The sequence below is a fragment of the Ruegeria sp. CF8 genome (genome assembly GCF_056537285.1).
In genome coordinates, this window is record NZ_JBQFRG010000002.1 from 388,284 (window position 1) to 411,640 (window position 23,357).

Sequence of the window (23,357 nt, forward strand, 5' to 3'; positions counted from 1 at the left end):
CAAAGGTGTGTTTGGAACATTGAAATCGCTGACAGGCCGATCTGAACTATTCAATCAGTAACAAGAAACAAAAGCACCGACACAGCAGGCCGTCAGAGCGAAATTAGAAGCGTATTTTTCAAGGACGATACCGTAAGATATGAATTTGTCTATAAATTTTCGCTGACAGGACCCAACCACCAAAGAGATGTCTAGTAGCGAGAGCGGGATTTTGCACCTTCCGTTGTAATGGAATGCAATGACAACGTATGGTCCATGTTTCGCATTCGATGCCGCAACATCTGGCGGCCCATCCGGGCTAGATCAGGCGCAAACTCGGGCTTGTTTGCCACATTCTCGAACTCGCCTTTGCCTTGGTGGTCAAACAGAATTGGCGGCAGATCGGCTGCGAATTCGATCAGAGTAAAGCGATCATCTCGCAAAATCCCCAGACAAGAGTCGCTGTTGCCCGTTCCCAGTCGCTGTTGCCAAAGGGTCGGATTTTCAGGTTCCGAGAAGTCCAGTTCACTGAACGAATAATTGCGCCAGTCTTCGGGAACCTCGGCTTGCAACAACGGCATCAGGGATCGACCATCCATCGCGTTCGGAGCCGTTTGGCCGATCCAGTCAAGGATTGTGGGTGTAACATCTACTGACTCTGTCGGCACTGCAATTTGACTACCCGCATAGGCCTCGTTCCCCGGCAAACGGATCATCAACGGTGTATGATAGGCTGCATCATAGACCGTCATTTTGCCCCAGCTGTGGCGATCCCCCAGCATTTCGCCATGGTCTGCGGTAATAACGACCATGGTATCGTCATATTGCCCGCTGTCCTTCAGGTATTGCACGACGCGACCGATATGGTGGTCAACCTCTGTCGCCAGCCCTAGATAAACTGCGCGCAATGTACAAATGTTTGCGTCTGTTGGTTCAACTTCGTCAAAGCCGAGAACAAACTCTTTTGCTGTGTAGACATCCAGCTTCGGACCGAAGAATGGGTGAAGTTCTTTCTCGGCTTCGGCGCTATGTAACCGTTTCGGCAGGGGGATATCTGCCGGGTTGTACATATCGTTGTACGGAGCAGGTGCGACCAAAGGCGGATGCGGTCGAATATAGGTCAGATGGGCGAACCAGCCCTTTCCACGATGTGGCGCGATGCCGTCAAGGAATGCATCGGTGAGGAACGCCGTATCGCTGTCTTCTGCCCGATACAGTGCCGGATCGTTTAATTTAGGGGGGTGATCGTCTATTGAGACAGGTTGGTAGACATCCCAATACTGATCGAACTCATACCCTTTCTTCATCAGATGCGCTTGCCAAGGGTACGATTCTTCAAGACGCATTTCGACGATTTCCAGAAATCCGTTCATGGATTCCTCGTAAGACTTAAGCACCGGGTCGTTTGCGTCATGAACCCGCGGGTCAGCAGAGGTGTCTGTGTAGCCAAACAGCATCGGCGTATATCCCGCTTTGCGCATTTCTGTCGCTATGTTCGGGGTGTCGTGACGCAACGGTGTTCCATTCCTGACGGACCGGTGGTTCATCGCATATTGACCGGTCAGAAGCGATGCACGCGAAGGGCCGCAAGGATTGGTGACCGAGTAATGTCGTGTGAAGGTCACGGCATCATCCATGAACGCCCTCAGGTGAGGGAGATCCACGTGATCCGCCAACGCGCCGCTCAGGCAATCAGCCCGAAGCTGATCAATGATGATGAACAAGACGTTTTTGGCCTCAGGCATACGAACTCTCCGGCTCTGAACTTGATTCCCACGCGGAATGTGTCTGGCTTCTTGTGCTCAAGCAACTGATAAAATGAAGACATCACCGCTTACTAAAGCCAAAAGAGAATACCAAACGTAAACCTGCCAAATAGTGTCAGGCGTGACGCGTGCGCCATCCTCCACCACAAAAACCCAGCCTTTCGGAACAAAGACTTGCGGGCCAAAGGCGTTTTACTTCACATGGCGATATGACGACGCCAGCGATATCATCCGAGCGAGACACCGACGGTACCCGTGTCCGTATCTCGGGTGAATTGCTGACCCAATCGTTGCATTCGGTAGAACAGGACTTCGCGGCTATCAAACCTACGCCTGACAGGGTTGTTTTTGACTTGTCTCGCATAGAAGCGCTGGACACCGGCGGCGCATGGCTGATCGCTGATCTTGGTCGGCGGTTTACCTCGAACGGTGCGACGATGGAAATCCAAGGGGCAAAGCCTGCGCACGCCAAGCTCATCGATACTGTAACGCATAGTATACCGGACAAACCCGGCAAACTCGAAGATCCCCGCAGCTTTGTGGACTGGGTTGCCGATGTTGGCCGCAGCACGTTCGGGGCCTGGAAAGACACACTGTCGATACTGGAGTTTCTGGGGCTTACGTTGCATCGGCTGCTTCGAACTGTTGTGATGCCCTGGCGGCTGCGCAAAGCAGCGTTGGTGACGCATATGGAGGAAACCGGCGTCAAAGCCCTTCCGATTGTGGCCTTGATGGGATTTCTGATTGGCGTTGTTCTGGCCTTTCAGGGCGCAACCCAACTCAAGCAGTTTGGCGCAGAGATCTTTGTGGTTGAACTGATCTCAATCTCAGTTCTGCGCGAATTGGGAATTTTGCTGACCGCCATCATTGTTGCAGGCCGCTCGGGTTCTGCGTTCACCGCATCCATCGGCTCGATGAAAGTGCAGGAAGAGATCGACGCCATGCGGACCCTAGGGCTGGATCCGATTGAGGTACTGGTTATTCCCCGTGTCCTCGCTCTTTTGATCATGCTGCCCATTCTGGGCTTTGTGGCAGACATAGCGGGCTTGTTCGGTGGCGCGTTGATGAGTTGGATTGACCTTGGCGTAAGCCCGGGCATGTTTCTGACACGACTGAAGGAAAACACAGACGTCTGGCAATTGGCGGTGGGTTTGATCAAAGCACCCTTTTTCGCTTTGGTCATTGGCGTGATCTCTTGTTGGCAGGCCATGCAAGTCAGAGGGTCAGCCCAAAGCGTCGGCCAACGCACGACGGCATCCGTAGTGCAGTCGATCTTCATGGTTATTGTGATTGATGCCTTGTTCTCGATTTTCTTCTCAGAGGTCGGAATCTGACATGATCAGCAGCACACAGCAGGCATCAGCTTTGACAGAAACGCAGCAGGAAGCAGTGATCCGTGTGCGCGGCCTCAGAAACCAATTTGGAACGCAGGTTGTACATGACAACCTAGACCTCGATGTCTGGCGTGGCGAAGTTCTTGGAGTTGTTGGCGGGTCCGGAACAGGCAAGTCCGTTTTGCTCAGAACAATTGTGGGTTTGAACAAACCCGCCGCGGGCAGTATCGAGGTTTTGGGCGTAGATGTTCTAAACGGCCCCGAGGAAGACCGGCGCAGGATCGAACGCCATTGGGGCGTGGCATTCCAGGACGGCGCGTTGTTTTCTTCTTTGACCGTGTTGCAAAATGTAATGGCCCCTCTGCGCGAGCACACTGGCCTCAGCGAAAAGTTGATGGAGTCTCTGGGCGCGCTGAAGATCAGTCTGGTAGGTTTGCCACAACTAAGCTGTGGCAAGTTTCCGTCCGAGCTATCCGGCGGCATGCGCAAACGCGCGGCTCTAGCCCGAGCATTGGCCCTGGACCCTGAAATCGTTTTCCTGGACGAGCCAACCGCTGGATTGGACCCGATTGGTGCAGCAGCGTATGATGAGCTTATTGGCGAATTGCAGCAGGCTCTTGGGTTGACGGTATTTATGGTCACCCATGATCTGGACAGCCTTTATGCCATCTGCAACCGGATAGCTGTACTTGCAGAAAAGCGCGTACTGGTCGAAGGTCCGATAGAAGAAATGACCAAGGTCGATCATCCTTGGGTGCAGGAATACTTTACAGGCCCCCGCGCCCGCGCAGCACAACAGAAGGGCCAAGACAGGTAGAGGCAATGGAGACCCGAGCGAACTATATCCTCATCGGCGCGTTTACCCTTGCGGGGCTATTGGGCGCATTTGGCTTTTTCCTGTGGCTTGCGAAATTTGAGGTCACACGCCAATACGCTTACTATGACGTTTTATTCGACAATGTCTCGGGGCTTTCCGCTGCGGGAGGTGTAAGTTTTAATGGCCTTCCCGTGGGGCAGGTCATTTCGTTGAATCTGGATGATGACGACCCCTCAAAGGTCAGGGTGCGCATCGAAGTGGATGCAGACATTCCAATCACCGACGAAACCGTGGCGCAATTGCAATCACTGGGTGTGACCGGTGTAGGTTATGTAGAGTTGACGGGTGGATCGCCAAATTCACAGCGATTGCCGCAGGACAGCGTGATCAAAAGCAAGCGGAGCACGATTCAATCGTTGTTCGAAGGCGCGCCAAAGGTTCTGGATGAGGCTGTCACGCTTTTGGAAAGTCTAAACAAGGTCGTAGACGACAAGAACCGGGAAGCCGTGAGCAGCATTTTGGACAACCTTGCGTCCGCCACAGGACGGTTAGACAAAACGCTGACCAGCTTTGAGTCTGTCGCCAGCGACATTGGCAGTGCGGCCAAGGATATTGGCGAGTTTTCAAAACGTCTGGATCCTCTGATCGAAACAGCGGAAACAACACTAAATACCGGCACGGATACACTGAATTCGGTCAAATCCGCATCCGAATCCGCGAAAACCGCGCTTGATGAGGCGACAACTACGATCCAGACGGCGGAACGCATTCTGCAACAGGACATTCAACCCTTTATCCAACGCGGCTCGCAACTGGCTGAACGTTTAACCCTGTTGTCGGACGAAGGCAGCGTTACGCTAGGAATAGTCAACGAAACCGTCCTGAATGCAAATACAACGCTGGGCTCTATCACTTCGGCGATGGACACTGCAAAAGGGGCGTTGTCCTCGGCAGAAACAGCGTTCAATTCCGCCAACCGGGTTATGGAAGAAGAAGTCGCGCCTGTTGCAGCCGACATCCGCAAGGCCGCCAACCAAGTGACAGAAACCGTTTCGAACATCACTGAAAAGATCGACCAAATCTCGGACGATGTCCTCAGCGCATCGAATTCAGCGTCCGAACTGCTTGGCACTATCGATGGCATCGTTCAGGCCAATCGCCGCCAGGTGTCGGATTTCCTGCGCGTAGGTCTTCCGCAATTTGTCCGTTTCGTCGAAGAAGCTCAACGCCTTGTCATCAGTGTAGACCGTCTTGTGGACAAGGTCGAACGAGATCCCGCACGTTTCCTATTGGGCACCCAAGCATCGGAGTTCCGTCAATGATCAAGCCTGCTCTCGCTATGCTGGTGATTGCCCTGTTCGGCGGCTGCGCCGGTCTGGGAACGCTGCAACAGGCAGCCAAACCTAATGATCTCTACCTGTTGACGCCTAAAAGCACGTTCTCGTCTGCGTTGCCCAGAATACAGAAGCAGATCGTTGTTCAGGAACCCACGGCCACTGCCGCGGTAAATACCGATCAGATTGCCATTCAGCCAACGCCTTACCAGGTACAATACCTGCCACGTGCACGCTGGGTTGATCGGGCACCTCTGATCGTTCAGACGCTACTGGTGGAAAGCTACGAAAACTCTGGAAAAGTTGCCGCGGTTGGTCGTTCTACGGTTGGCCTGAGGGCTGACTATGTAATCGCACCGGACCTGCGTGAGTTTCAGGGTATAGTGGTTCAAGAAACAGAGGCCGGTAAATCGGTCCGTATCGAAGTGCGTATGAACATAAAGGTCATCGACGAATACGAGGACAAGATCATCGCATCAAGTTCGTTTCAGGAAAATGTCGTGGCCGCCAGTGATCAAACACAGGATTTGGTCAAGGCATTTGATCTTGCCTTGGGCCGTGCGATGCGAAAAGCGGTTGAGTGGAGTATCCGCAGAATCAACACACATGTGGTAAACAACCCAAGGTCTACCCCTAGCTAAGCCTTGAAGCTCAGGTTACGGCGAACTGGTCGGTTGTCTTTGCTGTTTTTTGCGGAAAACCTGTTCACTAGGGTTGGTGGTGTAGCTTTCATTACCTGCGTCTAAGCTCACGTGCTTAGGTTAATGCACATGGGCCGTCGATTGGGTTCCCGGCTTAGGGGCACGGCAAAAGAACAACAGCGGAATTGTCGCCAAGGCCAGCAAGCCGAGATTGTTGAAAACGGTCAGGTATGAGATCAATTCCGCTTGCTTCGCAATCTCTTGTCCCAGAATCGCGGCGCCCTCGGCACTGTCAGGAGTCAGACCAAGTGGGTTCAGATAAGCCTGCGCTGCAGGGTTATATGGTGTCACATTCTGGCTGAGCACTGCAGTATTGGTCTGAAGCCCGCGCACGATCCAGGTGCCGACTAGCGAGATTCCTACGGATGACCCCAATTGCCGTGTCACGTTGAACAAGCCAGAAGCTTCGTCTTGCCGATTTTGGCTGATGCTCTCAAACGCGAGGATAGACATCGGAACGAAGACCAATCCCATCCCTAACCCACTGATGGCTCCGGGCCATGCCAGCTCCCAAAACCCGGCATTGAGGTTGAGCGCCCCCATCATGAAATTACCAATTGCAGTCAGCAACAGTCCTGCACCTGTTAACAAGCGTGGATCGAAATGATGAACCAGCACCGCACCTGTCAAAACCATAGATAACCCGGCGGTTAGGCCGCGCGGGATAAACAGGTGACCTGAAGCGATAACCGGGAAATCGAGCAGGTTTTGTACAAGCGTTGGCAATATTGCGATACCGCCAAACAGTGAAACCGCGAAACCGGCGATGATCAGGTTGCACAGGGCAAAATTCCGGTCCGCAAAAAGACGCAGATCGACAACTGCATCTCTGGAAACCAACGCGTGAACAACAAATCCAATCGCTCCCAGAATTGACGCTACAACAGCCACCTGGATTATACGGGACGACATCCAATCCATGGTTTCGCCCTGATCCAGAACAAACTGCAGGCAACCGATGCCAAGCGCCAGCAATGCCAGACCTTTCCAATCGATCTTCACATCTTCGGTTTTATCTTCGGGCAATTCTCCGGCAAGCAAAAGAAGGGCAAGAGCCGCCACAGGCAAATTGACAAAAAACACCATCCGCCACGAGAAATACTCGGTCAGGATCGCTCCAACCGTGGGCCCAAGGACCGGCGCTACCACGACACCCAACCCGAAGATCGCCATCGCCTGCCCACGATCTTCCCTTGGGAAGGCATCAAACAGGATCGATTGCGACAGTGGGATCAAAAACGCCCCAAACATACCTTGCGCCAACCGAAAGGCGACGATGACCTCTAAGCTCCAAGACAGGCCACACATCACCGACATCAGGGCAAAACCGCTGACCGCCGTCAGAATCAACCGCCGCCGACCAACACGGCGCGCTACGAACCCAGTCAGCGGCATAATGACCACGGCTGAAACGATATAGCTGGTCAAAATCCAGGTGGCTTGATCAGTGGTCGCCCCAAACGCCGCCTGAATATGGGGCAAGGCGACATTGACGATCGTGCTATCCAACACTTCGAGTATGGCGCTGAGGACAACAGCAACCACGATCACCCGGTTTACAGGACCGGACGTCGCCGAAGTCATTTGCCGTCCGCCGGGCCTGTTGTGTCTACAATGACTTTACTGCTGCCACCGACACGCAAAGGTGCATCTGTTGGATCCAATTCGATCCTAACCGGAAAACGACGCGTGACCTTCACCCAGTTACCGCTGGCATTCTCGGAAGGTAGCAATGAAAACGTGTCTCCTGATCCGCGCCCAATGGAAGCCACTTTTCCGGTCAGTTTCACACCCGGCAGCATGTCGACCTGAACCGTGACCGATTGACCGGGTCGGATGCGCGGCAAAGACGTTTCTTTGAAGTTCGCATCCACCCACCAGTCCGATGACTCGACAATCGAAAACTGCGGGGCGTTGGCAGAAACCGATGATCCGGGGCGCAATGTCAGATTGGCGACCCAGCCGTCCGCCGCGGCAAAAACCTTGGTCCAAGCAAGATTTGTTTCGGCAATCTCAAGCTGTGCTTGCGATGACAGGATGTCGTCCTGCTTAGCCTCCAACCCGCTTTGCAGCGCCAACAGGCTGGATTGACTGGTCGTTAGCCGCGCAGAGGCTTGTGCGAATTCTGATGTCGTCTGATCCAGCGAAGCTTGGGCCACATCCCCCGATGCAAACAGCGCCTTTGCTCTTTCGAGGCTTTTGTTCGCCGTGTCATACGCGGATTGGGCGCTTTCGACGGCCGCTTCTGCTGCGGTGATCTGAGTGGAGTAAGACTTGGCCTGTTGTACCGCACTGTCCAAATCGGCCTCTGCCGCATCGACCGACGCTTTGAACTGCGTCTCGTCAATTGAAAACAGAAGGTCGCCAGTCTTGACCGGTTGATTTTCCGAAATGTGAACTTCGGCGACTTGGCCAGTCACCTGAGCCGCAACGTAGATAATATTGGCTCCGATATATGCATCCTTGGTGGAAGGATACCTTTCTTCATGCCGCCAGAACAGCAACAATCCAACCCCAATGGCTGCCAGCATTACGGCAATTGCTGCGGTTTTGAGCGGTTTCATCGTCACATCCCCTGGTTCACAGTCCGAGCCACTTACATTGCGTGCATATGCATGCGTATTGCCAGATTGCCCAGGACCCAAACAGTACCAAGGATCATGATCAGCAGAACCATGGTGGAAAACAGGACCAGATGAAGGTCTTCCCGGCTACTGCGTCGGCGGTCGATATGCAGGAAATACACAAGTTGCAAAACAAGTTGGGCCAGACCCAGCAAGCCGATTGTCAGATAGACGCCGACCGTTTCGATGCCGAACACATACGCCACTCCGAACATGGCGAGTGTTAGGATCAGCGACCCGCCATATCCGATGACATAGCGCCGTCTTTCGCGCCGGTGCATTTCGGATCGGTTATCCATAGGTCAGCCCTCCAAAATACACGATAGTGATAATGCCGATCCAGATCAGGTCGAGAAAGTGCCAGAACAACGCCAAGCGTACGACGCGAGAGATGATCACATCCGTCATCCCTTTGACCCGCAGTTGGATGCCCAGAACGATCAGCCACAGACATCCGGCTGCAACGTGCAAACCGTGCAACGGTACCAAACCGAAAAATGCCGAAAGAAACCCACTGCGTTGCGGGACACCGCCCTTTTCCGCCATAGCCATGAAATCGCGCAGTTCGAGTACTAGAAAACTGAGCCCCAACAACAGTGTGACACCAAACCACAGAATAATGCGTCCGCGCGGTAAATTGTATTTCAGTGCCAGCATGGCAAGACCAACCGTCAGGCTGCTGGTCAATAGGATCAGGGTCTGAGCAAAGACGCTTTTCAAGTCGAACAACTCGTGCGGACCGGGGCCGCCCGCCTGCGCATCGATCATAGTTATGTAGATCGCGAACATCAGTCCAAAATAGACCAGATCGCTCATCAGGAAGACCCAGAACCCAAAAGTTACAACTTCGGCTGCCTTATGCGCGCTTGCGTGGTGATCTCCAAGGTTGATGCCGGGGTAACTATGTGTTGGTGCGCGCTTCACGTGACCACCTCCAGATCAGGCCGGGCAAGGCCGCGGTTTTCCGGGGAGGTTTCAAAATCCCGATCCACGGCCTTTTCGCTGTGAACCAGCGAAAGCCACGCTTCGTGATCTCTGCGCACTTCTTCTGCCGGGATGGTAAATTCGGTGCTGTCGTCGAATGTCCAAATGATCACCGCGAGGATCATCAACACGGTCATCAGGACCGCCAGCCACCATATCCACCACACCAGTGCAAACATCCAAATGCCGCTAAACACACACAAGATAAAGCCAATCCCGGTGTTGCGAGGCAGCTCGATATCCTCATAAGCGTCCGGAGTTGGATACGCGGCGCCCCTTTCTTTGGCCGCAGCAAAGTCATCCCGGTCAGTCACTTGTGGAATGATCGCGAAGTTGTAGGGCGGCGGGGGCGATGGGATCGACCACTCCAACGTGCGGCCATCCCACGGATCCCCCACCGGAACGCGTGTTTTTTCGCGGTCGCGTATGCTGACCCACAATTGGATAAGGACTGAGAACAAAGCGCACGTAATCACCAGCGCCCCAACGATGGCGACGATCATGAAAGGGTGGAATGACGGATCGTCGTAACTGAACGAGCGCCGCGGCATTCCCATTAACCCAACAAAATAGAGCGGCATGAAGGTCAACAAAAACCCTATAGTCCAGAGAGCGACTGTTATGCGGCCCCAGAACTCGTTCAGGCGGAAACCGAACGCCTTGGGGAACCAATAGTTATAGGCCGCCAGCAGACCGAACAGCACACCAGGAAGTAGAACGTTGTGGAAATGCGCCACCAGGAACAGCGTGTTGTGCACCTGATAATCTACCGTTGGATTGGCCAGGATCACTCCGCTGAGGCCACCAATCACAAATAGCATCAGAAACGCCAGCCCATACATCATCGGCACCGAAAACCGGATACGTCCTCGCCACAAGGTTGCCATCCAGTCATAGACTTTCACTCCGGTCGGAATGGCGATCAGCATAGTTGCAATGCCAAACACGGCGTTGATCAACGCGCTTTGACCCATGGTGAAAAAGTGATGCAACCAGACCGTGAAGGACAGCACCGCAATCGACATCGTCGCTATGACAAGCGAGTTGTAGCCATAAAGCCGCTTGGCCGAGAAGGTTGCGAAAACTTCGGAGTAGATGCCATAGGCAGGTAGCACCAGCAGGTAAACCTCGGGATGACCAAACAGCCAGAACAGGTTGGCATAATTCATCATATTGCCGCCGAGGTCATTGGTGAAGAAGTGGAAGTCCAGATAACGGTCAGCTGCCAGCATCAGCGCCGCGACACCCAGGGGCGGCATCGCAAAGACGATGAGGATCGAGCTGCATATAATCGTCCAGCAATACATCGGCAGCCGCATAAAGGTCATACCCGGTGCGCGCATCTTATAGATCGTTACGGCAAAGTTGATGCCTGTGAGCGTTGTCCCGATACCCGACACAACTATGGCCCAGATCCAGTAGTCCGGGCCGACGCCCGGGTTAAAAGCTGCACCGGTATATGGCGGATACGCCGTCCAGCCGCCAGTTGAGAACCGCCCGACAACCAGCGATACCATCAACATCATGCCAGACGACACCGTCAGGCCCAGACTGATCTGGTTCAGCCGCGGAAAGGCAACGTCGCGCGCACCAATCATCAGCGGAATGACATAGTTTGCGATACCAAAGACAAAGGGCACCGCAACAAAGAAAATCATGATCGTGCCATGGGTGCTGAACAGCTCGGCAAAATGTTCAGCCTCCAGAAAACCGTCACCTGGCCCAGCAGCCTGCTGCGCGCGCATGACGACGCCTTCCAATACGCCGCGCGCCAACATCACAATCGCAAAGACGACATACATGATGCCAATCTTTTTGTGATCGACGCTGGTCAGCCAATCGCGCCACAGCGGCGTCCACAATCGAAACCAGCTGAGCAATCCGACCACAGCAACGACACCAACAATCACGACACCCGCAGCCGCATTTGCTACGATCTCATTGGCGTTAGGATCTTGAAGCAACCCTGCTATCGGTAGCGCATCCCAGCTGAGTCGGCCAAAAAATCCTGTCTCTGGAGATGTCATTTTCGCGCCTCCTGCCCGAAGGATGCCGTGCCCGGTTGTTGATTAGCAGGCAGGGCCTCGCCGCTGTGATACCGGTGCAGAATGCTGTGGAACACATCCTCTTCCAGCGTGAAATACAGTGCATCATCAGGCATCTTTGCCGTCCCTAAAGCCGCTTGAACCTCATCCCTGTCGGTTCGCATCGCAAGCGTCTGATAGGTGGCAGCATTCAGCGGGATGCCGTCAGCACGCACTTTGTCGACCCACGTATCAAAGGCATCTTGGTCCATCGCAACTGTCCGGAACTTCTGTTTTGTGAAACCGCGACCGTTATACTGCGTGTTTTCGCCCTGCATGACTTCTGGGGTATCCGCAACCAGATGCAATTGCGTTGTCATGCCCGGCATCGCGTAAATCTGCCCAGCTAAGGCCGGGATCATGAAAGACTGCATCACTGTATCGGTGGTCAATGTCATAGCCACCTGTCGTTTGGTGGGAATTCCAAACTCGCCCACGCTTGCAATGCCCAGATCGGGATAAAGAAACAGCCATTTCCAATCCAATCCCACCACCTGAACCCGCACAGCTGGATCCTCACCAAAAGCCGCCGAATAGGGATCAAGCCTGTGTGTTGCCTTCCAAAGATAGAATGACAGGAGTGCCACTATCAAAACAGGCACCCCCCACATGACAAATTCCAGTTTAGCTGAAAAATCCCAGTCGGGACGATAGGCGGCCGCGCCACCCTTTCGGCGTCGATATCGAAACGCGATCAAGGGCACCAAAACCAGAACGGGAATAACGGCCACCATAATCAGCGCAGTGGCCCTTAACAGGTGGGTTTTCTGAATTGCTGCAATCGGGCCTTGCGGATCCATGAAGCTGTCGCTGGCTAAGGCCATCGGTGGTGTCACCGTAATAAGGATCAAAGCAGCCATCACAAGCGAGGACGGGTTGGACAATCTGCCTTTGGCCATAACACACAGCCCTCTCGTGATCCAAATTCCATCCAACTATCGGCAAATGCAAAAGATTTCTCAAGACCTTTCCAAACCGCAGATTGCCGGGTTACAACTTCTTTCAACCTTGGGTCTCAACCGGTATCGCGTGTCGAGACCCCAACGGAGCAGGGACGCATGGCTACTTTGATGCGCAAAATACTTGTAACCACAGGTCTTATCCTTCTCTCACACGCCGCGATGGCGCAGGATCGTGCTGAAGTTGAGCGCCAGTTTCAGGCTTGGCTGCAGGACGTGGTGTGGCCAAAAGCCCGGGCCAAAGGGGTTTCACAAGATACTATGCAGCAGGCGTTCTCTGGTGTGACTTTGAACTGGAAACTGCCTGATCTGGTCCCTCCCGGGCAAAAAACCAAAATACCGAAAGCGCAAAAACAGGCCGAGTTCGGTTCGCCCGGCCGCTATTTCAACGCTGGATCAGTTCAGGGCGCCACGTCCGTCGGGCGCAAAATGGCGCAGCGTCACGCGAAAACACTCGCCTCGGTCGAAGATGAAACAGGCGTTCCCGCACGGATTATCCTTGCAATCTGGGGCCGAGAAAGCGGGTACGGGCAAGTGTCGATCCGCCATGACGCATTCCAGGTTCTGTCCACCAAAGCCTTCATGAGCACCAGAGCTGAGTATTTTACGGGCGAGTTGATCGCAGCTCTGCAAATCGCGGAATACGGACACTTGCCAGCGCGAAAGATGAAAAGCAGTTGGGCGGGTGCATTGGGTCAGCCGCAATTCATGCCGTCAAACTTTCTAACTTATGCAAAAGACGGCGATGGAGATGGGCGAGCCGACATCTGGGGCTCGCCCGCCGATACTATCGCATCGATCGGCCACTATCTCGACCAGCATGGCTGGGTTAAAAACCGGGACTGGGGTTTTGAGGTGTCTGTTCCTGAAACCGTGCCATGTTCTCTGGAAGGGCCCGATCAGGGTCGCCCCATTCACAAATGGGAAGAAATGGGGATAGGTCGTGTCTCGGGTAGGCCCTTCCCAGCCCATGAGCGTGAAGGTGAAGGATATCTGATGATGCCAGCCGGGCGGAATGGGCCAGCCTTTATCGTTACGCCGAACTTCTACGTACTCAAGGAATACAACAAAAGCGATCTATACGCCTTGTTTGTTGGCCATGTCGGAGACCGTATTCAATATGGTGTCGGGGATTTTGTCGGAAAATTTGAGCAAGTCCGGGACTTGTATCGGTCCGACATCGCAGCGATGCAGCGTGCCCTTGAACAGATGGGCCATGATGTAGGCGGCGCAGATGGGTTGCCTGGGTTCAAAACGCGCCGCTCGCTTGGTCGTTGGCAAATGACCATGGGCCTCGCTCCAACTTGCTTTCCGGAACCTGCTATGAAAGCCAAGCTCGCACCCTGAATGAGTTCGAAAGGCTGGACTCAGGAGATGAGGTTGAGGTCTGAAACACACCCAACCGATTGGCCAACACATCGGTAATACAATCCAAGCTCCGGCATATTGGCGTCCATTTAGGGGAATTTTGCATAATTGTCGCCAATTTCAGAACAGCAAAGCGGATTTTGAAACCCAGTTTTCACGTTGTGGTTATCGAACGACGCGCCTCTATAAGTTGAGCGTTTCTGCTATTGTTGCTCTTCTGTAGGAGGTCAAATTCCGAGCCCTAGCGCAACGCCAGCAATGCCCTGAGGCATCATCATAAAATCTGAAAACACCAACCAAAAAAGCACTGCGTTAAGAACAAGATGCATCCTGGCAAACCAAGGTTGTTTCAGAACCTTAAGTGAAAACCCAAGCGATACGAAACGATGATAGATCAGTTTCAATGTGTGTGAAATCCACGCGCAACCTGTTCGCGATAGCCAATCGATGAACAATCTCATAGTGCCGCAAAAGACACCGTTTTTTGACGCGTCTTGGCGTTACGTATAGTAAGCTCTTTTTTGACACTGGCCCGACAAGGTGGCACGATTTGACCAATTGCCGCCTGTACTATCGGGCATCATTGATTGATCAGGTTCCGCAGCCTATGAGAACATGTCGGACAAAACCCACTTTTCCGGCTGAATATTGAAATTGAGAGGCATCATGACACGCAAGGTCACCAAAGCAATTTTTCCTGTTGCAGGCATGGGAACACGGTTTTTGCCGGCCACCAAATCGGTTCCGAAAGAAATCATGACCTTGGTAGACCGGCCTTTGGTGCAGTACGCCATCGACGAAGCCCGCGCGGCAGGTATCAAGGAATTCATTTTTGTCACCTCACGTGGGAAATCCGCGCTTGAGGACTATTTCGACCACAATCTTGTACTAGAGCAGGAGTTGAAGGCAAAAAAGAAAGATAAACTGCTTGAAATCCTGAATGAAACGAACATGGAAAGCGGCGCGATTGCCTATATTCGTCAACACAAAGCTCTGGGTCTTGGACACGCCGTTTGGTGCGCCCGTCGCCTGATTGGGGACGAACCCTTTGCCGTTATGCTGCCCGATGACGTTATCGCAGCAGACAAACCCTGCCTTCAACAAATGATCGAAGCCTATGAAGAGACCGGAGGCAACATGGTCGCGGCCATGGAAGTCTCTCCAGAAAAAACAAGCTCTTATGGGGTATTGGATGTTGGGGACAGCATCGGTCCGGTCGTTCCGGCCCGCGGCATGGTTGAAAAACCTGAACCGACCGAGGCCCCGTCAAATCTGGCAGTAATTGGCCGCTATGTTCTACGCCCATCTGTGCTTAACAACCTGAATGCTATGAAAGCCGGAAGTGGCGGTGAAATCCAGCTGACCGATGCCATCGCCGAAGACATCGCTGATGGTGTTCCCGTATTTGGCTATAAATTTGACGGCCAGCGTTTTGATTGCGGGTCAAAATCGGGTTTTCTGCAAGCCACAGTTGCGTTTGCGCTTGCCCGTGACGATCTGCGTGAGGATCTGAGCCAATACCTGAACGACATTGTAGCAACCGGGAAAGCCGCCCAGTAGTTACAAGCCATTTCATTGAGTACGATTAAAGAAATACCTTCTGTGATTACCAGTTCAAAGGCATACACATGACGAATACAGTTCATCCCGTCATTCTTTGCGGAGGATCAGGGACACGTTTATGGCCTCTGTCACGCAAAAGTTACCCCAAGCAATTTGTTCCTTTGGTGGGTGAAGCCACCCTTTTGCAGGATTGCGCTGACCGAATGCTTGGACCGTCGGATATGCCTTACGCAAAGCCGCTGGTTCTTACAAATGAAGCGTTTCGTTTTATCGTGCCCGAACAATTGGCCGAAGTTGGCATCGACCCCGGCCCTATCTTGATTGAACCGGAAGGGCGCAACACCGCACCTGCTGTTCTGGCCGCAGCAATCTACCTGGCATCCCGAAACCCAGACGCCATTATGCTTGTGGCCCCGTCAGATCACGTGATTCCAAATAAGTCCGCCTTCCATTCAGCCGTGGCAGAAGGCGCGCGCGTGATAAGAGAACGTGGTGATCTGGTGACATTTGGCATCACGCCAACACGACCAGAAACCGGGTATGGGTACCTCAAACTCAGCCACGCACCGGATTCAACTGAACGTGCCGTCCCGCTGGATCGGTTTGTCGAAAAACCGGATGAAGAAACAGCGCAATCCATGTTGGCTGACGGAAGTTACTTGTGGAATTCAGGTATCTTCCTGTTCGCGGTGCGTGACATCATAGCTGCATTCGAACAACATGCAGGAAGCTTGATCGCACCCGTCCAAAAAGCAGTTACCGAGGCAAAAACTGACTTAGGCTTCCTGCGACTGGATCCTTCCGCTTGGGCCGATGCTGCTGACATCTCAATTGACTATGCCGTCATGGAAAAGGCGTCGAACCTAAGCGTGGTTCCGTATTCCGCAGGCTGGTCAGACGTCGGAAGCTGGACAGCCGTACAAGAACTGTCAAACATGGACGAAGACAGCGTTGCGACAGATGGCGACGTCACTGCAATAGAATGCCGTAATGTTCTGATACGATCAGAATCGCCGACTCAGGAAGTGGTGGCAATGGGGCTGGAGAATGTGATCGCAGTTGCAATGCCCGATGCGGTTCTGGTGGCCAGCATGGATAAGGCGCAAGATGTGAAACAGGCCGTCACCGCGCTGAAGGAAAAAGGGGCTAAGCAAGCAGAAGCTCTGCCGGTGGACCATCGTCCGTGGGGTTGGTTCGAAAGCCTTGTGATCGGTGACAGGTTTCAAGTCAAACGGATCCATGTTCACCCAGGTGCGGCGCTGAGCTTGCAATCTCATCACCATCGATCCGAGCATTGGATCGTCGTCAAAGGCACTGCAAAAGTCACAATCGACGACAAAGAGCAACTGGTGAGTGAGAACCAATCTGTTTACATTCCGCTGGGTGCCACGCACCGGATGGAGAATCCGGGCAAGGTTCCGATGGTTCTGATCGAAGTCCAAACCGGAGCTTACCTGGGCGAGGATGACATTATTCGCTATGAAGACATTTATGCCCGCGAATAATTCCCGAAAGCCTTGCACTTAACCCTGGCAGCTGAACCCGTTTTGCGGCTTAATGGTTAGCAGAAGATTTCCTGGGCGGTCGGCCCGGTCACAGAGGATTGACGCGCTGTACTGCACTGTGGCGCGCAACCGATGTTTCGGGCCGACAGCTACAGGAGGATCCTCGTGTCTCAAATCTCACCCCGACTGAACCTTCCGTTTTTGCAACCCTCACAGGCGCAAAAGCACGTCACACATAACGAAGCACTGCGGCAACTTGATCTGATCGTGCAACTGACGGTCCGCTCAACACACACTGACACTCCACCAGTGGTTCCCGATCACGGCGAAATTCACGCGGTTGGATCCTCTCCTACAGGGGATTGGGCCGGGCACTCCGGGGACCTCGCCGCCTGGCTGGACAATGCCTGGCACTTCGTGGCTCCCTCGCCGGGTTGGCGCGCCTGGGACGAAACCGCCGGGGATCTCAGGATCTGGAACGGTACTGCATGGGTTCCACTGCCTATAGATACGCAAAACCTGGATAGTGTCGGTATTTCGGCAACCGCCGACGCAACCAACCGTCTGACTGTTCGTAGCCCAGCGACGCTGCTGACCCACGACGGTGGTGGGCATCAGCTTAAAATCAACAAAGCCAGCGCTGGCGATACCGCGTCGCTCCTGTTCCAATCGAACTGGACGGGTCATGCCGAGATGGGCTTGTCTGGCAATTCAGGGTTTTCGATCAAAGTGTCCCCAGACGGCACAAACTGGACCCAAGCGCTGAGTATTGACCCGACCACCGGTGCGGCGTCAGGAGCAGCTGTGCAAAGCGATGCGTCCGACACCAGCACTGGCCGTCTTATGCGGGCAGATTACGGATATGGGCCGGGAAATCTATTGGGAACGGTTTCGGAAAACGCAGGCACTCCAACCGGTGCCGTCATCGAACGCGGCCACAACACAAACGGCGAGTTTGTGCGGTTCGCCGACGGGACACAGATTTGCACCGCTACCCTGCCCGCAGTTGATTGCTCTAACGCTGAGGGTGCTCTATTCGCGAGTTCCGCTTTCACTTGGAACTATCCCATGCCCTTTGCAGCGGCACCAAGCGTCAATGGCAGCGGAGGCTCTGTCGGCCGGGTTGTCGGTTTGGATACGCCCGGCACAACGCAGGTTGACTACAAGGTGCTGTCGGCGCTGTCAGATTCCTCAGTACTGCCGCCGACCGTTACAGCGATCGGGCGATGGTTCTAAGTTAATAGGCCGCCCGGGTATTTTACCGGGCGGCTTCTTTGCTCAGGTCTTTGATAATCTGTTACGAATGCTCCGGAAAGAAATCGTGAAGCCTGCCCTCACAAAACACCACAAAAACAAGCCTACAACCTTTCAACAAAGCGATACTTTCGGGCTGATTGGTTCGAAAATTTTCACTTCAGAAAACAAGTTCTGAACACCCAATTCAACAAAGTATCTGAATGTCGCTTGGCATTAGTTGTTTCACAACGGGGCACAAAAATTTGAACGTCTAAGTGTGTGCTTGATTGACGCGCTGGAAAGGGCAAAACGGGGCAACACGTTTGTTCCAATACAAATTATGGTCCTAAACCAAAAAAAACTTGGTGAACTAAAATCCCCCTCAAACTGGGTGCAAATCGAAAAAATCTGTGTTGCACGCTAAAAGTCGTTGCAAAAGTTCCCGCACCCTTATTGCCTCAAAAACAGGTAGAACCTATGGGAAGCGGTCTACGGGCGCTGTGAACCATTGAAATTACCGCTGGTTTCTTTGATTGTTCGCGCGTTGTCGGCAGGTATTGTTAAGAAGGACTTTTGAGATGCGTATTGCGATGATCGGCACCGGTTACGTCGGCCTTGTGTCTGGCGTGTGCTTTTCGGATTTCGGTCATGATGTGATTTGCGTCGACAAGGCGGAGCAGAAAATTGACATGCTCAAAGCCGGCGAGGTCCCAATTTACGAGCCCGGTCTTGATGTGTTGATGGCCAAAAACGTGGCTGCCGGCCGCCTGAGCTTTACCACCGATTTGGCCGCCGCCGTGGACGGGGCGGACGCGGTTTTTATTGCGGTGGGAACGCCGACCCGGCGTGGTGATGGCCATGCCGACCTGACCTATGTGATGGCAGCTGCAGAAGAAATAGCACAGGCCGTCACCGGGTATACTGTGATCGTCACAAAATCGACTGTACCCGTAGGCACCAACAGGCAAGTACAGGCGGTGGTCGCAGCCGCCAATCCCAACGCGGAATTCGATGTCGCTTCGAACCCTGAGTTTCTGCGCGAAGGGGCCGCGATTGATGACTTCATGCGCCCTGACCGCGTTGTGGTTGGGGTGGAAAACGACCGCGCTGCCGAAGTGATGGCCGAGATTTACCGCCCACTCTACCTGCGCGATTTTCCGATCCTGACCACCGATCTGGAAAGCGCCGAGATGATCAAATACGCCGCCAACGCATTTCTGGCGACCAAGATCACGTTCATCAACGAAATCGCGGGGCTCTGCGAGAAGGTCGGTGCAGATGTCAAAGAGGTGTCTCGCGGCATGGGTCTGGACGGGCGGATCGGCAACAAATTCCTGCACGCAGGGCCCGGCTATGGCGGCTCGTGCTTCCCCAAAGACACTGCAGCGCTGGCGCGGATAGGTCAGGATCACGCACATCCGATGCAGATTACTGAAACCGTCATTCGCGTGAATGACGAAGTCAAAAAGCGTATGATCGAAAAGATCCGCGAGGCCTGTGACGATCACTTCAACGGCAAAACCGTTGCGGTGCTTGGGGTTACTTTCAAGCCCAATACAGATGACATGCGTGACGCGCCCTCTTTGTCCATTGTCCCGGCCCTGATCGGTGGAGGCGCGAAAGTGCGCGTGGTGGATCCACAAGGTAAATCCGAAGGCGAAACTCTACTGCCGGGCGTCGAATGGTGCGACGATCCTTATGTTGCCGCGCAAGGGGCGGATGTTCTGGTTCTGCTGACGGAATGGAACGAGTTCAGAGCTCTTAACCTTGGTGATCTGGCCCAGGCCATGAGCGCCCCCCGAATGGTCGATCTCCGCAATGTTTATTCAGAAAGCAAGACCCTGAAGGCTGGCTTTGAAACCTATGTCGGGGTGGGGCGCTGAGCTTTTCCGGTCTGGTTGTCAGGCGTTGCATGTAGCCTTCCAGCTTGGCCAACTACACTGATGCTTCGTTGCAGAGTGAGGAACTAGGTCCGGATGTAAATCCCAGTCCTTTGCCGGGTCGTTTCAGGCTCGGCAAAGGACTGGTCGGCTTTACTCGCCCGCCCAGATCTTGCGACGGCGTTCTTTGACCATTTCGTTGCCCTCGTCCGTTCCGTCGTGGAACGTGTTGAACCACTCGTCCCAAGGCGTTTCCCAGGTGCCGTAGTTGCAATCGAAAAACCTGTGATGCAGTTGATGGAAAAAGTCCCCGACCTGAAACTTGGCCTTATTGCCGAATTTAACGTGTTCGAAACCAGCATGAGAGGTCGGCGCACCAATTCCGTGATGGAACAGCAGAAAGATCGCGTGGATTGGGTGGGACGGCAGAAGAAAGAAAATCATCGTGTCGAACATCAAAAAGAAACTTTCGACAGGATGCATGGCCAGGCCAGACCATGGACCGGTATTAATGTTGCGATGATGCCAAGCGTGCACCTTGGTGTAAAACGGGCCGACATGCAGCAGACGATGCAGCCAGTAGAAATGAAAACCCGCCCAGATCGGAACAAAAACCACAACCAAGATGAACCAGATTGGGTTGCTGTCGAAGGAGATCATGGTGATCCAACCATTGGCATAGGAATACAGGATCAGGCATTCCCAAAAAGTCCAGAACGTAAGCGCCGGGCCTAAGGTCCAGAACATATTGTCCCAGACCTGGTTCTTGAAGGTGAAAACCTTTGCGCCCTTCATCATCGGACGCATGTCATAGCGGTACTCATCTTGTTGCGTGCGGAATTTCCACAGTGCCAAATGCAAGCCACCTGCGACCACCATCAGGATGCAGAAATTCCGAAACCAGATCTCGGCCACCCAATCCCAGCTGAACGTCTGGATCCGGACGAGTGATGGGGTCAGGTAATTCCATGTGATGATGGCAAAAACCAGCAGCAGCGCGCGCAGCGCCAAAGGATTCCAGCTTTGCAGAAGGTAACGCAACGCCGCCAAGGGTTTCATCGGCCAATCCCAGTACGGAGACGTCTGAATTGGCAATTGCGGTGTAAAGTTCCAGATTTTGCGCTTGGGCCGCGGAGGTAGGGCCGGATCGGTCATGGCAGAGCTCATTCATTCTGTTCGCTGCCAATACGCTAATACGACTTGAGCAAGGCTCAGCACGGTTTGTCTTGCAGGTCAGGGTAAGTTTTGCTTAGCCTTTCGACATGACGTCCCGTATCCCCTCTCTCAACTGGTTGCGCGTGTTCGAAGCGGCCGCGCGCACCGAAAGCTTTGCCAGGGCAGCAGTGCAGCTGAACATGTCCGCCGCGGCCGTTAGCCAACAGGTCAAAGCGCTGGAGACCCGGCTGGGCACCCCGCTGTTCCACCGCCATGCCCACGCTGTAACACTGACCGAGGCTGGGCGGGCCTATTTACCATCGGTGCAACAGTCACTGTTGATGCTGGAAACTGCCACCACTGGCTTGTTTGGCGAAACGCGGGAGCAGCGCCTTTACGTGCAGTCTGTGTTGCTTTTCGCTCATGGAATCCTGGCCAAGGGCCTTTCAACATTTCAAGCCGGGCATCCTGATATCAACTTGTCACTGGCCACCGGAAACGTCGTTTCGGATTTTGCCAATCGATTTACTGATTTGCAGATTGTTTTTGGCAACCCTGCCCTGTTTGGCACCGAAGGTGATGAGTTAATTCGAGAAGTTCTTTATCCTGTTGCACCGTCCGCTATCGCTGCACAGATCAAAACCCCGCAAGATCTGCTTGGTTACACTCTGATCGAAGTCTCAACACATCGCGCAAGTTGGCCGCATTGGTTCGAAACCCTGCGCTTGCCTGCGGGACAGGCGCGGTATTTCTTCGCGGACAACTCGATCATGGCAGCAGAATTGTCAGCAAGCGGGTTGGGTATTGCGCTTGCCCGCGCGCCTGCTTCGGATCGGATCATGGAAATGTCTGGGCTCGTGCCGTGCCTGCCGGAAGCTACAGTTGCCGGACAAGAGGCGTACCACCTGATCTACCCATCGCTTACAACCATGCGCACACCCGCCCGCATGTTCCGTAGTTGGCTGCTGGACTACAGCGCCGCGGTCCAGACGCGATAACGCCCTTGCCCTGTGACCTCACGTACTAGACCTCGGTGGTTAAACAGATCGAAATTTCGCTGAACCGCTGCACGCGATGCTTCGGTCAGATCTTCGGCCAAAGGAGCTGACACCATAGGCCACGAGGCCAACACCTCAATCAGGCGCGGAGGGGTGCGCCCGCTCAAATCTTGCGTGACGTCCCGGGCTTTGGCCTCCCAGGCGCTGATCCGGTCGAGATGCAACAACCCCGCAAGGGCCGCCTGCCCGGCCCCTCGTATCCAGGCCCCGAGTTTTTCCGTCGGCTCTCCTGCCCCGCGCAATGCGCCCGGACCTGACAATGCAAGTGGCATAAACACGGCACCACCCCGCCCCATGGACGCTGCGTGCCGCGCCGCTATCACGGCGGCCTCGGTATCCTGACCAATACCCTGCGCGATAGCACGCCATGCATGAAACGCGATTGCTGATTGCGTGACCGGATGCAAACCTTCAACGCCTTGCATCACTTCCGCCAGATCCACAATTGCATCTGGGGCTGCATCGGACCCTTGCGCCAGGCGGTCTAGAAATGCGGTCAATCCGGTTTCCCATCCCCCTTGTGCGGGGGCAGCGCCCGAGCTCAGGCGGCGCACAGCCCATCCGGCTCGGAACAATGCTTGCACGTCATCATGGGTCGCTCCGATGCGCAAGCCGGTCCACAAAGCCAATCGGTCAACACTGATGCGATCACCCGTCCACCAGCCCAGATCAGACGTCTCCATCAGGGCAAGGCGATGCGTCCACCCCTTGGGACCTGCGCGCAAACGTTCGTCCAAAGCACCGAAAGTCAGCGCAAGAACTGCAAGCTCGGCCGACAATTCAGACTGCGCCGCACGCCAATCGCGTGGGTCAAACAGCAATCGTTGATCGGATCGCGGGCCGGGAAGGAAATAATCCTCTTCCTCGACCTCATCGGGAGGCAGAAACCAAAGATCTTCTTCCTCAGACGGATCGCCATCAAAAATACTGGCCGGGCCGAGATCATCGACCTCTTCCTCAGGAAGGGGTAAAGGTTTCTTCGATTTCATGCCGGTATTCTTCGGGCATTT

At 54.1% G+C, this 23,357-nt stretch carries 19 protein-coding genes; 10 read left to right on the forward strand and 9 right to left on the reverse strand.

Translation table 11 applies throughout. The features are described from left to right. Positions 1 to 191: 191 nt before the first annotated feature. The gene (locus tag ACR0EV_RS06385; RefSeq protein WP_480799316.1) at positions 192 to 1,724 is read right to left on the reverse strand and encodes an alkaline phosphatase family protein; all 1,533 of its coding nucleotides are present in this window, start codon (positions 1,722 to 1,724) and stop codon (positions 192 to 194) included. Between the two features lie 230 nt (positions 1,725 to 1,954). Here ACR0EV_RS06385 and ACR0EV_RS06390 point away from each other — a divergent pair, with 230 nt between their 5' ends. Genes ACR0EV_RS06390 through ACR0EV_RS06405 form a run of 4 tightly spaced genes read left to right on the forward strand, consistent with a single transcriptional unit; the run spans position 1,955 to position 5,871 of the window. Further along, complete coding sequence (locus tag ACR0EV_RS06390; RefSeq protein ID WP_480799317.1) at positions 1,955 to 3,079, forward strand: ABC transporter permease; 1,125 nt, start codon at positions 1,955 to 1,957, stop codon at positions 3,077 to 3,079. Position 3,080: 1 nt separating this feature from the next. Next, on the forward strand, positions 3,081 to 3,896 hold the full coding sequence (locus tag ACR0EV_RS06395) for an ABC transporter ATP-binding protein (RefSeq protein ID WP_480799318.1): 816 nt from the start codon (positions 3,081 to 3,083) through the stop codon (positions 3,894 to 3,896). Between the two features lie 5 nt (positions 3,897 to 3,901). Next, positions 3,902 to 5,218, forward strand: coding sequence for an MlaD family protein (locus ACR0EV_RS06400; RefSeq protein ID WP_480799319.1), 1,317 nt, complete (start codon positions 3,902 to 3,904; stop codon positions 5,216 to 5,218). Next, complete coding sequence (locus ACR0EV_RS06405; protein ID WP_480799320.1) at positions 5,215 to 5,871, forward strand: ABC-type transport auxiliary lipoprotein family protein; 657 nt, start codon at positions 5,215 to 5,217, stop codon at positions 5,869 to 5,871. Before ACR0EV_RS06400 ends, ACR0EV_RS06405 begins: the two co-directional genes overlap by 4 nt. A 120-nt stretch (positions 5,872 to 5,991) precedes the next feature. Here the strand turns inward: ACR0EV_RS06405 and ACR0EV_RS06410 are convergent, their stop codons facing one another. Genes ACR0EV_RS06410 through ACR0EV_RS06435 form a run of 6 tightly spaced genes read right to left on the reverse strand, consistent with a single transcriptional unit; the run spans position 5,992 to position 12,522 of the window. Next, positions 5,992 to 7,515 carry a DHA2 family efflux MFS transporter permease subunit gene (locus ACR0EV_RS06410; RefSeq protein ID WP_480799321.1) on the reverse strand — a complete coding sequence of 508 codons (1,524 nt, stop codon included), beginning with the start codon at positions 7,513 to 7,515 and terminating at the stop codon, positions 5,992 to 5,994. Next, a complete protein-coding gene (locus tag ACR0EV_RS06415; protein WP_480799322.1) occupies positions 7,512 to 8,495 on the reverse strand; it encodes an HlyD family secretion protein in 984 nt (327 codons plus the stop codon). Before ACR0EV_RS06415 ends, ACR0EV_RS06410 begins: the two co-directional genes overlap by 4 nt. A 32-nt stretch (positions 8,496 to 8,527) precedes the next feature. Then, complete coding sequence (locus ACR0EV_RS06420) at positions 8,528 to 8,854, reverse strand: cytochrome o ubiquinol oxidase subunit IV (RefSeq protein ID WP_253746687.1); 327 nt, start codon at positions 8,852 to 8,854, stop codon at positions 8,528 to 8,530. Then, positions 8,847 to 9,479, reverse strand: coding sequence for a cytochrome c oxidase subunit 3 (locus ACR0EV_RS06425; RefSeq protein WP_480799323.1), 633 nt, complete (start codon positions 9,477 to 9,479; stop codon positions 8,847 to 8,849). Before ACR0EV_RS06425 ends, ACR0EV_RS06420 begins: the two co-directional genes overlap by 8 nt. Continuing rightward, a complete protein-coding gene (locus ACR0EV_RS06430) occupies positions 9,476 to 11,566 on the reverse strand; it encodes a cbb3-type cytochrome c oxidase subunit I (protein WP_480799324.1) in 2,091 nt (696 codons plus the stop codon). The genes ACR0EV_RS06425 and ACR0EV_RS06430 overlap by 4 nt, the downstream gene beginning before the upstream one ends. Continuing rightward, a complete protein-coding gene (locus ACR0EV_RS06435; protein WP_480799325.1) occupies positions 11,563 to 12,522 on the reverse strand; it encodes a cytochrome ubiquinol oxidase subunit II family protein in 960 nt (319 codons plus the stop codon). The genes ACR0EV_RS06430 and ACR0EV_RS06435 overlap by 4 nt, the downstream gene beginning before the upstream one ends. Before the next feature lie 159 nt (positions 12,523 to 12,681). Here ACR0EV_RS06435 and ACR0EV_RS06440 point away from each other — a divergent pair, with 159 nt between their 5' ends. The 5 genes from ACR0EV_RS06440 (at position 12,682) to ACR0EV_RS06460 (ending at position 20,137) form a co-directional block, all read left to right on the forward strand. Further along, a complete protein-coding gene (locus tag ACR0EV_RS06440; RefSeq protein ID WP_480799326.1) occupies positions 12,682 to 13,929 on the forward strand; it encodes a lytic murein transglycosylase in 1,248 nt (415 codons plus the stop codon). Between the two features lie 687 nt (positions 13,930 to 14,616). Next, positions 14,617 to 15,510 (forward strand): UTP--glucose-1-phosphate uridylyltransferase GalU, encoded by an 894-nt coding sequence (gene galU / locus ACR0EV_RS06445; RefSeq protein WP_480799327.1) that lies wholly within the window; start codon positions 14,617 to 14,619, stop codon positions 15,508 to 15,510. Between the two features lie 68 nt (positions 15,511 to 15,578). Beyond that, positions 15,579 to 17,018, forward strand: coding sequence for a mannose-1-phosphate guanylyltransferase/mannose-6-phosphate isomerase (locus ACR0EV_RS06450; protein ID WP_480799328.1), 1,440 nt, complete (start codon positions 15,579 to 15,581; stop codon positions 17,016 to 17,018). Positions 17,019 to 17,183: 165 nt separating this feature from the next. After that, complete coding sequence (locus ACR0EV_RS06455) at positions 17,184 to 18,254, forward strand: DUF2793 domain-containing protein (RefSeq protein ID WP_480799329.1); 1,071 nt, start codon at positions 17,184 to 17,186, stop codon at positions 18,252 to 18,254. 578 nt (positions 18,255 to 18,832) lie between these two features. After that, positions 18,833 to 20,137 carry a UDP-glucose dehydrogenase family protein gene (locus ACR0EV_RS06460; RefSeq protein ID WP_480799330.1) on the forward strand — a complete coding sequence of 435 codons (1,305 nt, stop codon included), beginning with the start codon at positions 18,833 to 18,835 and terminating at the stop codon, positions 20,135 to 20,137. A 150-nt stretch (positions 20,138 to 20,287) separates the two neighbouring features. Here ACR0EV_RS06460 and ACR0EV_RS06465 read toward each other — a convergent pair whose 3' ends face one another. Next, a complete protein-coding gene (locus tag ACR0EV_RS06465; RefSeq protein WP_480799331.1) occupies positions 20,288 to 21,289 on the reverse strand; it encodes a sterol desaturase family protein in 1,002 nt (333 codons plus the stop codon). 107 nt (positions 21,290 to 21,396) lie between these two features. Here ACR0EV_RS06465 and ACR0EV_RS06470 point away from each other — a divergent pair, with 107 nt between their 5' ends. Continuing rightward, positions 21,397 to 22,287: a LysR family transcriptional regulator gene (locus ACR0EV_RS06470; RefSeq protein ID WP_480799332.1), complete on the forward strand. Its 891-nt coding sequence runs from the start codon at positions 21,397 to 21,399 to the stop codon at positions 22,285 to 22,287. On the opposite strand, the gene ACR0EV_RS06475 is transcribed toward ACR0EV_RS06470, so the two are convergent. Continuing rightward, positions 22,260 to 23,336, reverse strand: a complete 1,077-nt coding sequence (locus ACR0EV_RS06475; RefSeq protein WP_480799333.1) for a helix-turn-helix domain-containing protein — start codon at positions 23,334 to 23,336, stop codon at positions 22,260 to 22,262. The two genes, ACR0EV_RS06470 and ACR0EV_RS06475, sit on opposite strands and share 28 nt — an antisense overlap. Between the last annotated feature and the right edge of the window lie 21 nt (positions 23,337 to 23,357).

Coding starts and splice junctions, on each gene's coding strand:
- ACR0EV_RS06385 (WP_480799316.1), bottom strand. CDS start 1,724: ATGCCTGAGGCCAAAAACGTCTTGTTCATCATCATTGATCAGCTTCGG.
- ACR0EV_RS06390 (WP_480799317.1), top strand. CDS start 1,955: ATGACGACGCCAGCGATATCATCCGAGCGAGACACCGACGGTACCCGT.
- ACR0EV_RS06395 (WP_480799318.1), top strand. CDS start 3,081: ATGATCAGCAGCACACAGCAGGCATCAGCTTTGACAGAAACGCAGCAG.
- ACR0EV_RS06400 (WP_480799319.1), top strand. CDS start 3,902: ATGGAGACCCGAGCGAACTATATCCTCATCGGCGCGTTTACCCTTGCG.
- ACR0EV_RS06405 (WP_480799320.1), top strand. CDS start 5,215: ATGATCAAGCCTGCTCTCGCTATGCTGGTGATTGCCCTGTTCGGCGGC.
- ACR0EV_RS06410 (WP_480799321.1), bottom strand. CDS start 7,515: ATGACTTCGGCGACGTCCGGTCCTGTAAACCGGGTGATCGTGGTTGCT.
- ACR0EV_RS06415 (WP_480799322.1), bottom strand. CDS start 8,495: ATGAAACCGCTCAAAACCGCAGCAATTGCCGTAATGCTGGCAGCCATT.
- ACR0EV_RS06420 (WP_253746687.1), bottom strand. CDS start 8,854: ATGGATAACCGATCCGAAATGCACCGGCGCGAAAGACGGCGCTATGTC.
- ACR0EV_RS06430 (WP_480799324.1), bottom strand. CDS start 11,566: ATGACATCTCCAGAGACAGGATTTTTTGGCCGACTCAGCTGGGATGCG.
- ACR0EV_RS06435 (WP_480799325.1), bottom strand. CDS start 12,522: ATGGCCAAAGGCAGATTGTCCAACCCGTCCTCGCTTGTGATGGCTGCT.
- ACR0EV_RS06440 (WP_480799326.1), top strand. CDS start 12,682: ATGGCTACTTTGATGCGCAAAATACTTGTAACCACAGGTCTTATCCTT.
- galU (WP_480799327.1), top strand. CDS start 14,617: ATGACACGCAAGGTCACCAAAGCAATTTTTCCTGTTGCAGGCATGGGA.
- ACR0EV_RS06450 (WP_480799328.1), top strand. CDS start 15,579: ATGACGAATACAGTTCATCCCGTCATTCTTTGCGGAGGATCAGGGACA.
- ACR0EV_RS06460 (WP_480799330.1), top strand. CDS start 18,833: ATGCGTATTGCGATGATCGGCACCGGTTACGTCGGCCTTGTGTCTGGC.
- ACR0EV_RS06465 (WP_480799331.1), bottom strand. CDS start 21,289: ATGACCGATCCGGCCCTACCTCCGCGGCCCAAGCGCAAAATCTGGAAC.
- ACR0EV_RS06470 (WP_480799332.1), top strand. CDS start 21,397: ATGACGTCCCGTATCCCCTCTCTCAACTGGTTGCGCGTGTTCGAAGCG.
- ACR0EV_RS06475 (WP_480799333.1), bottom strand. CDS start 23,336: ATGAAATCGAAGAAACCTTTACCCCTTCCTGAGGAAGAGGTCGATGAT.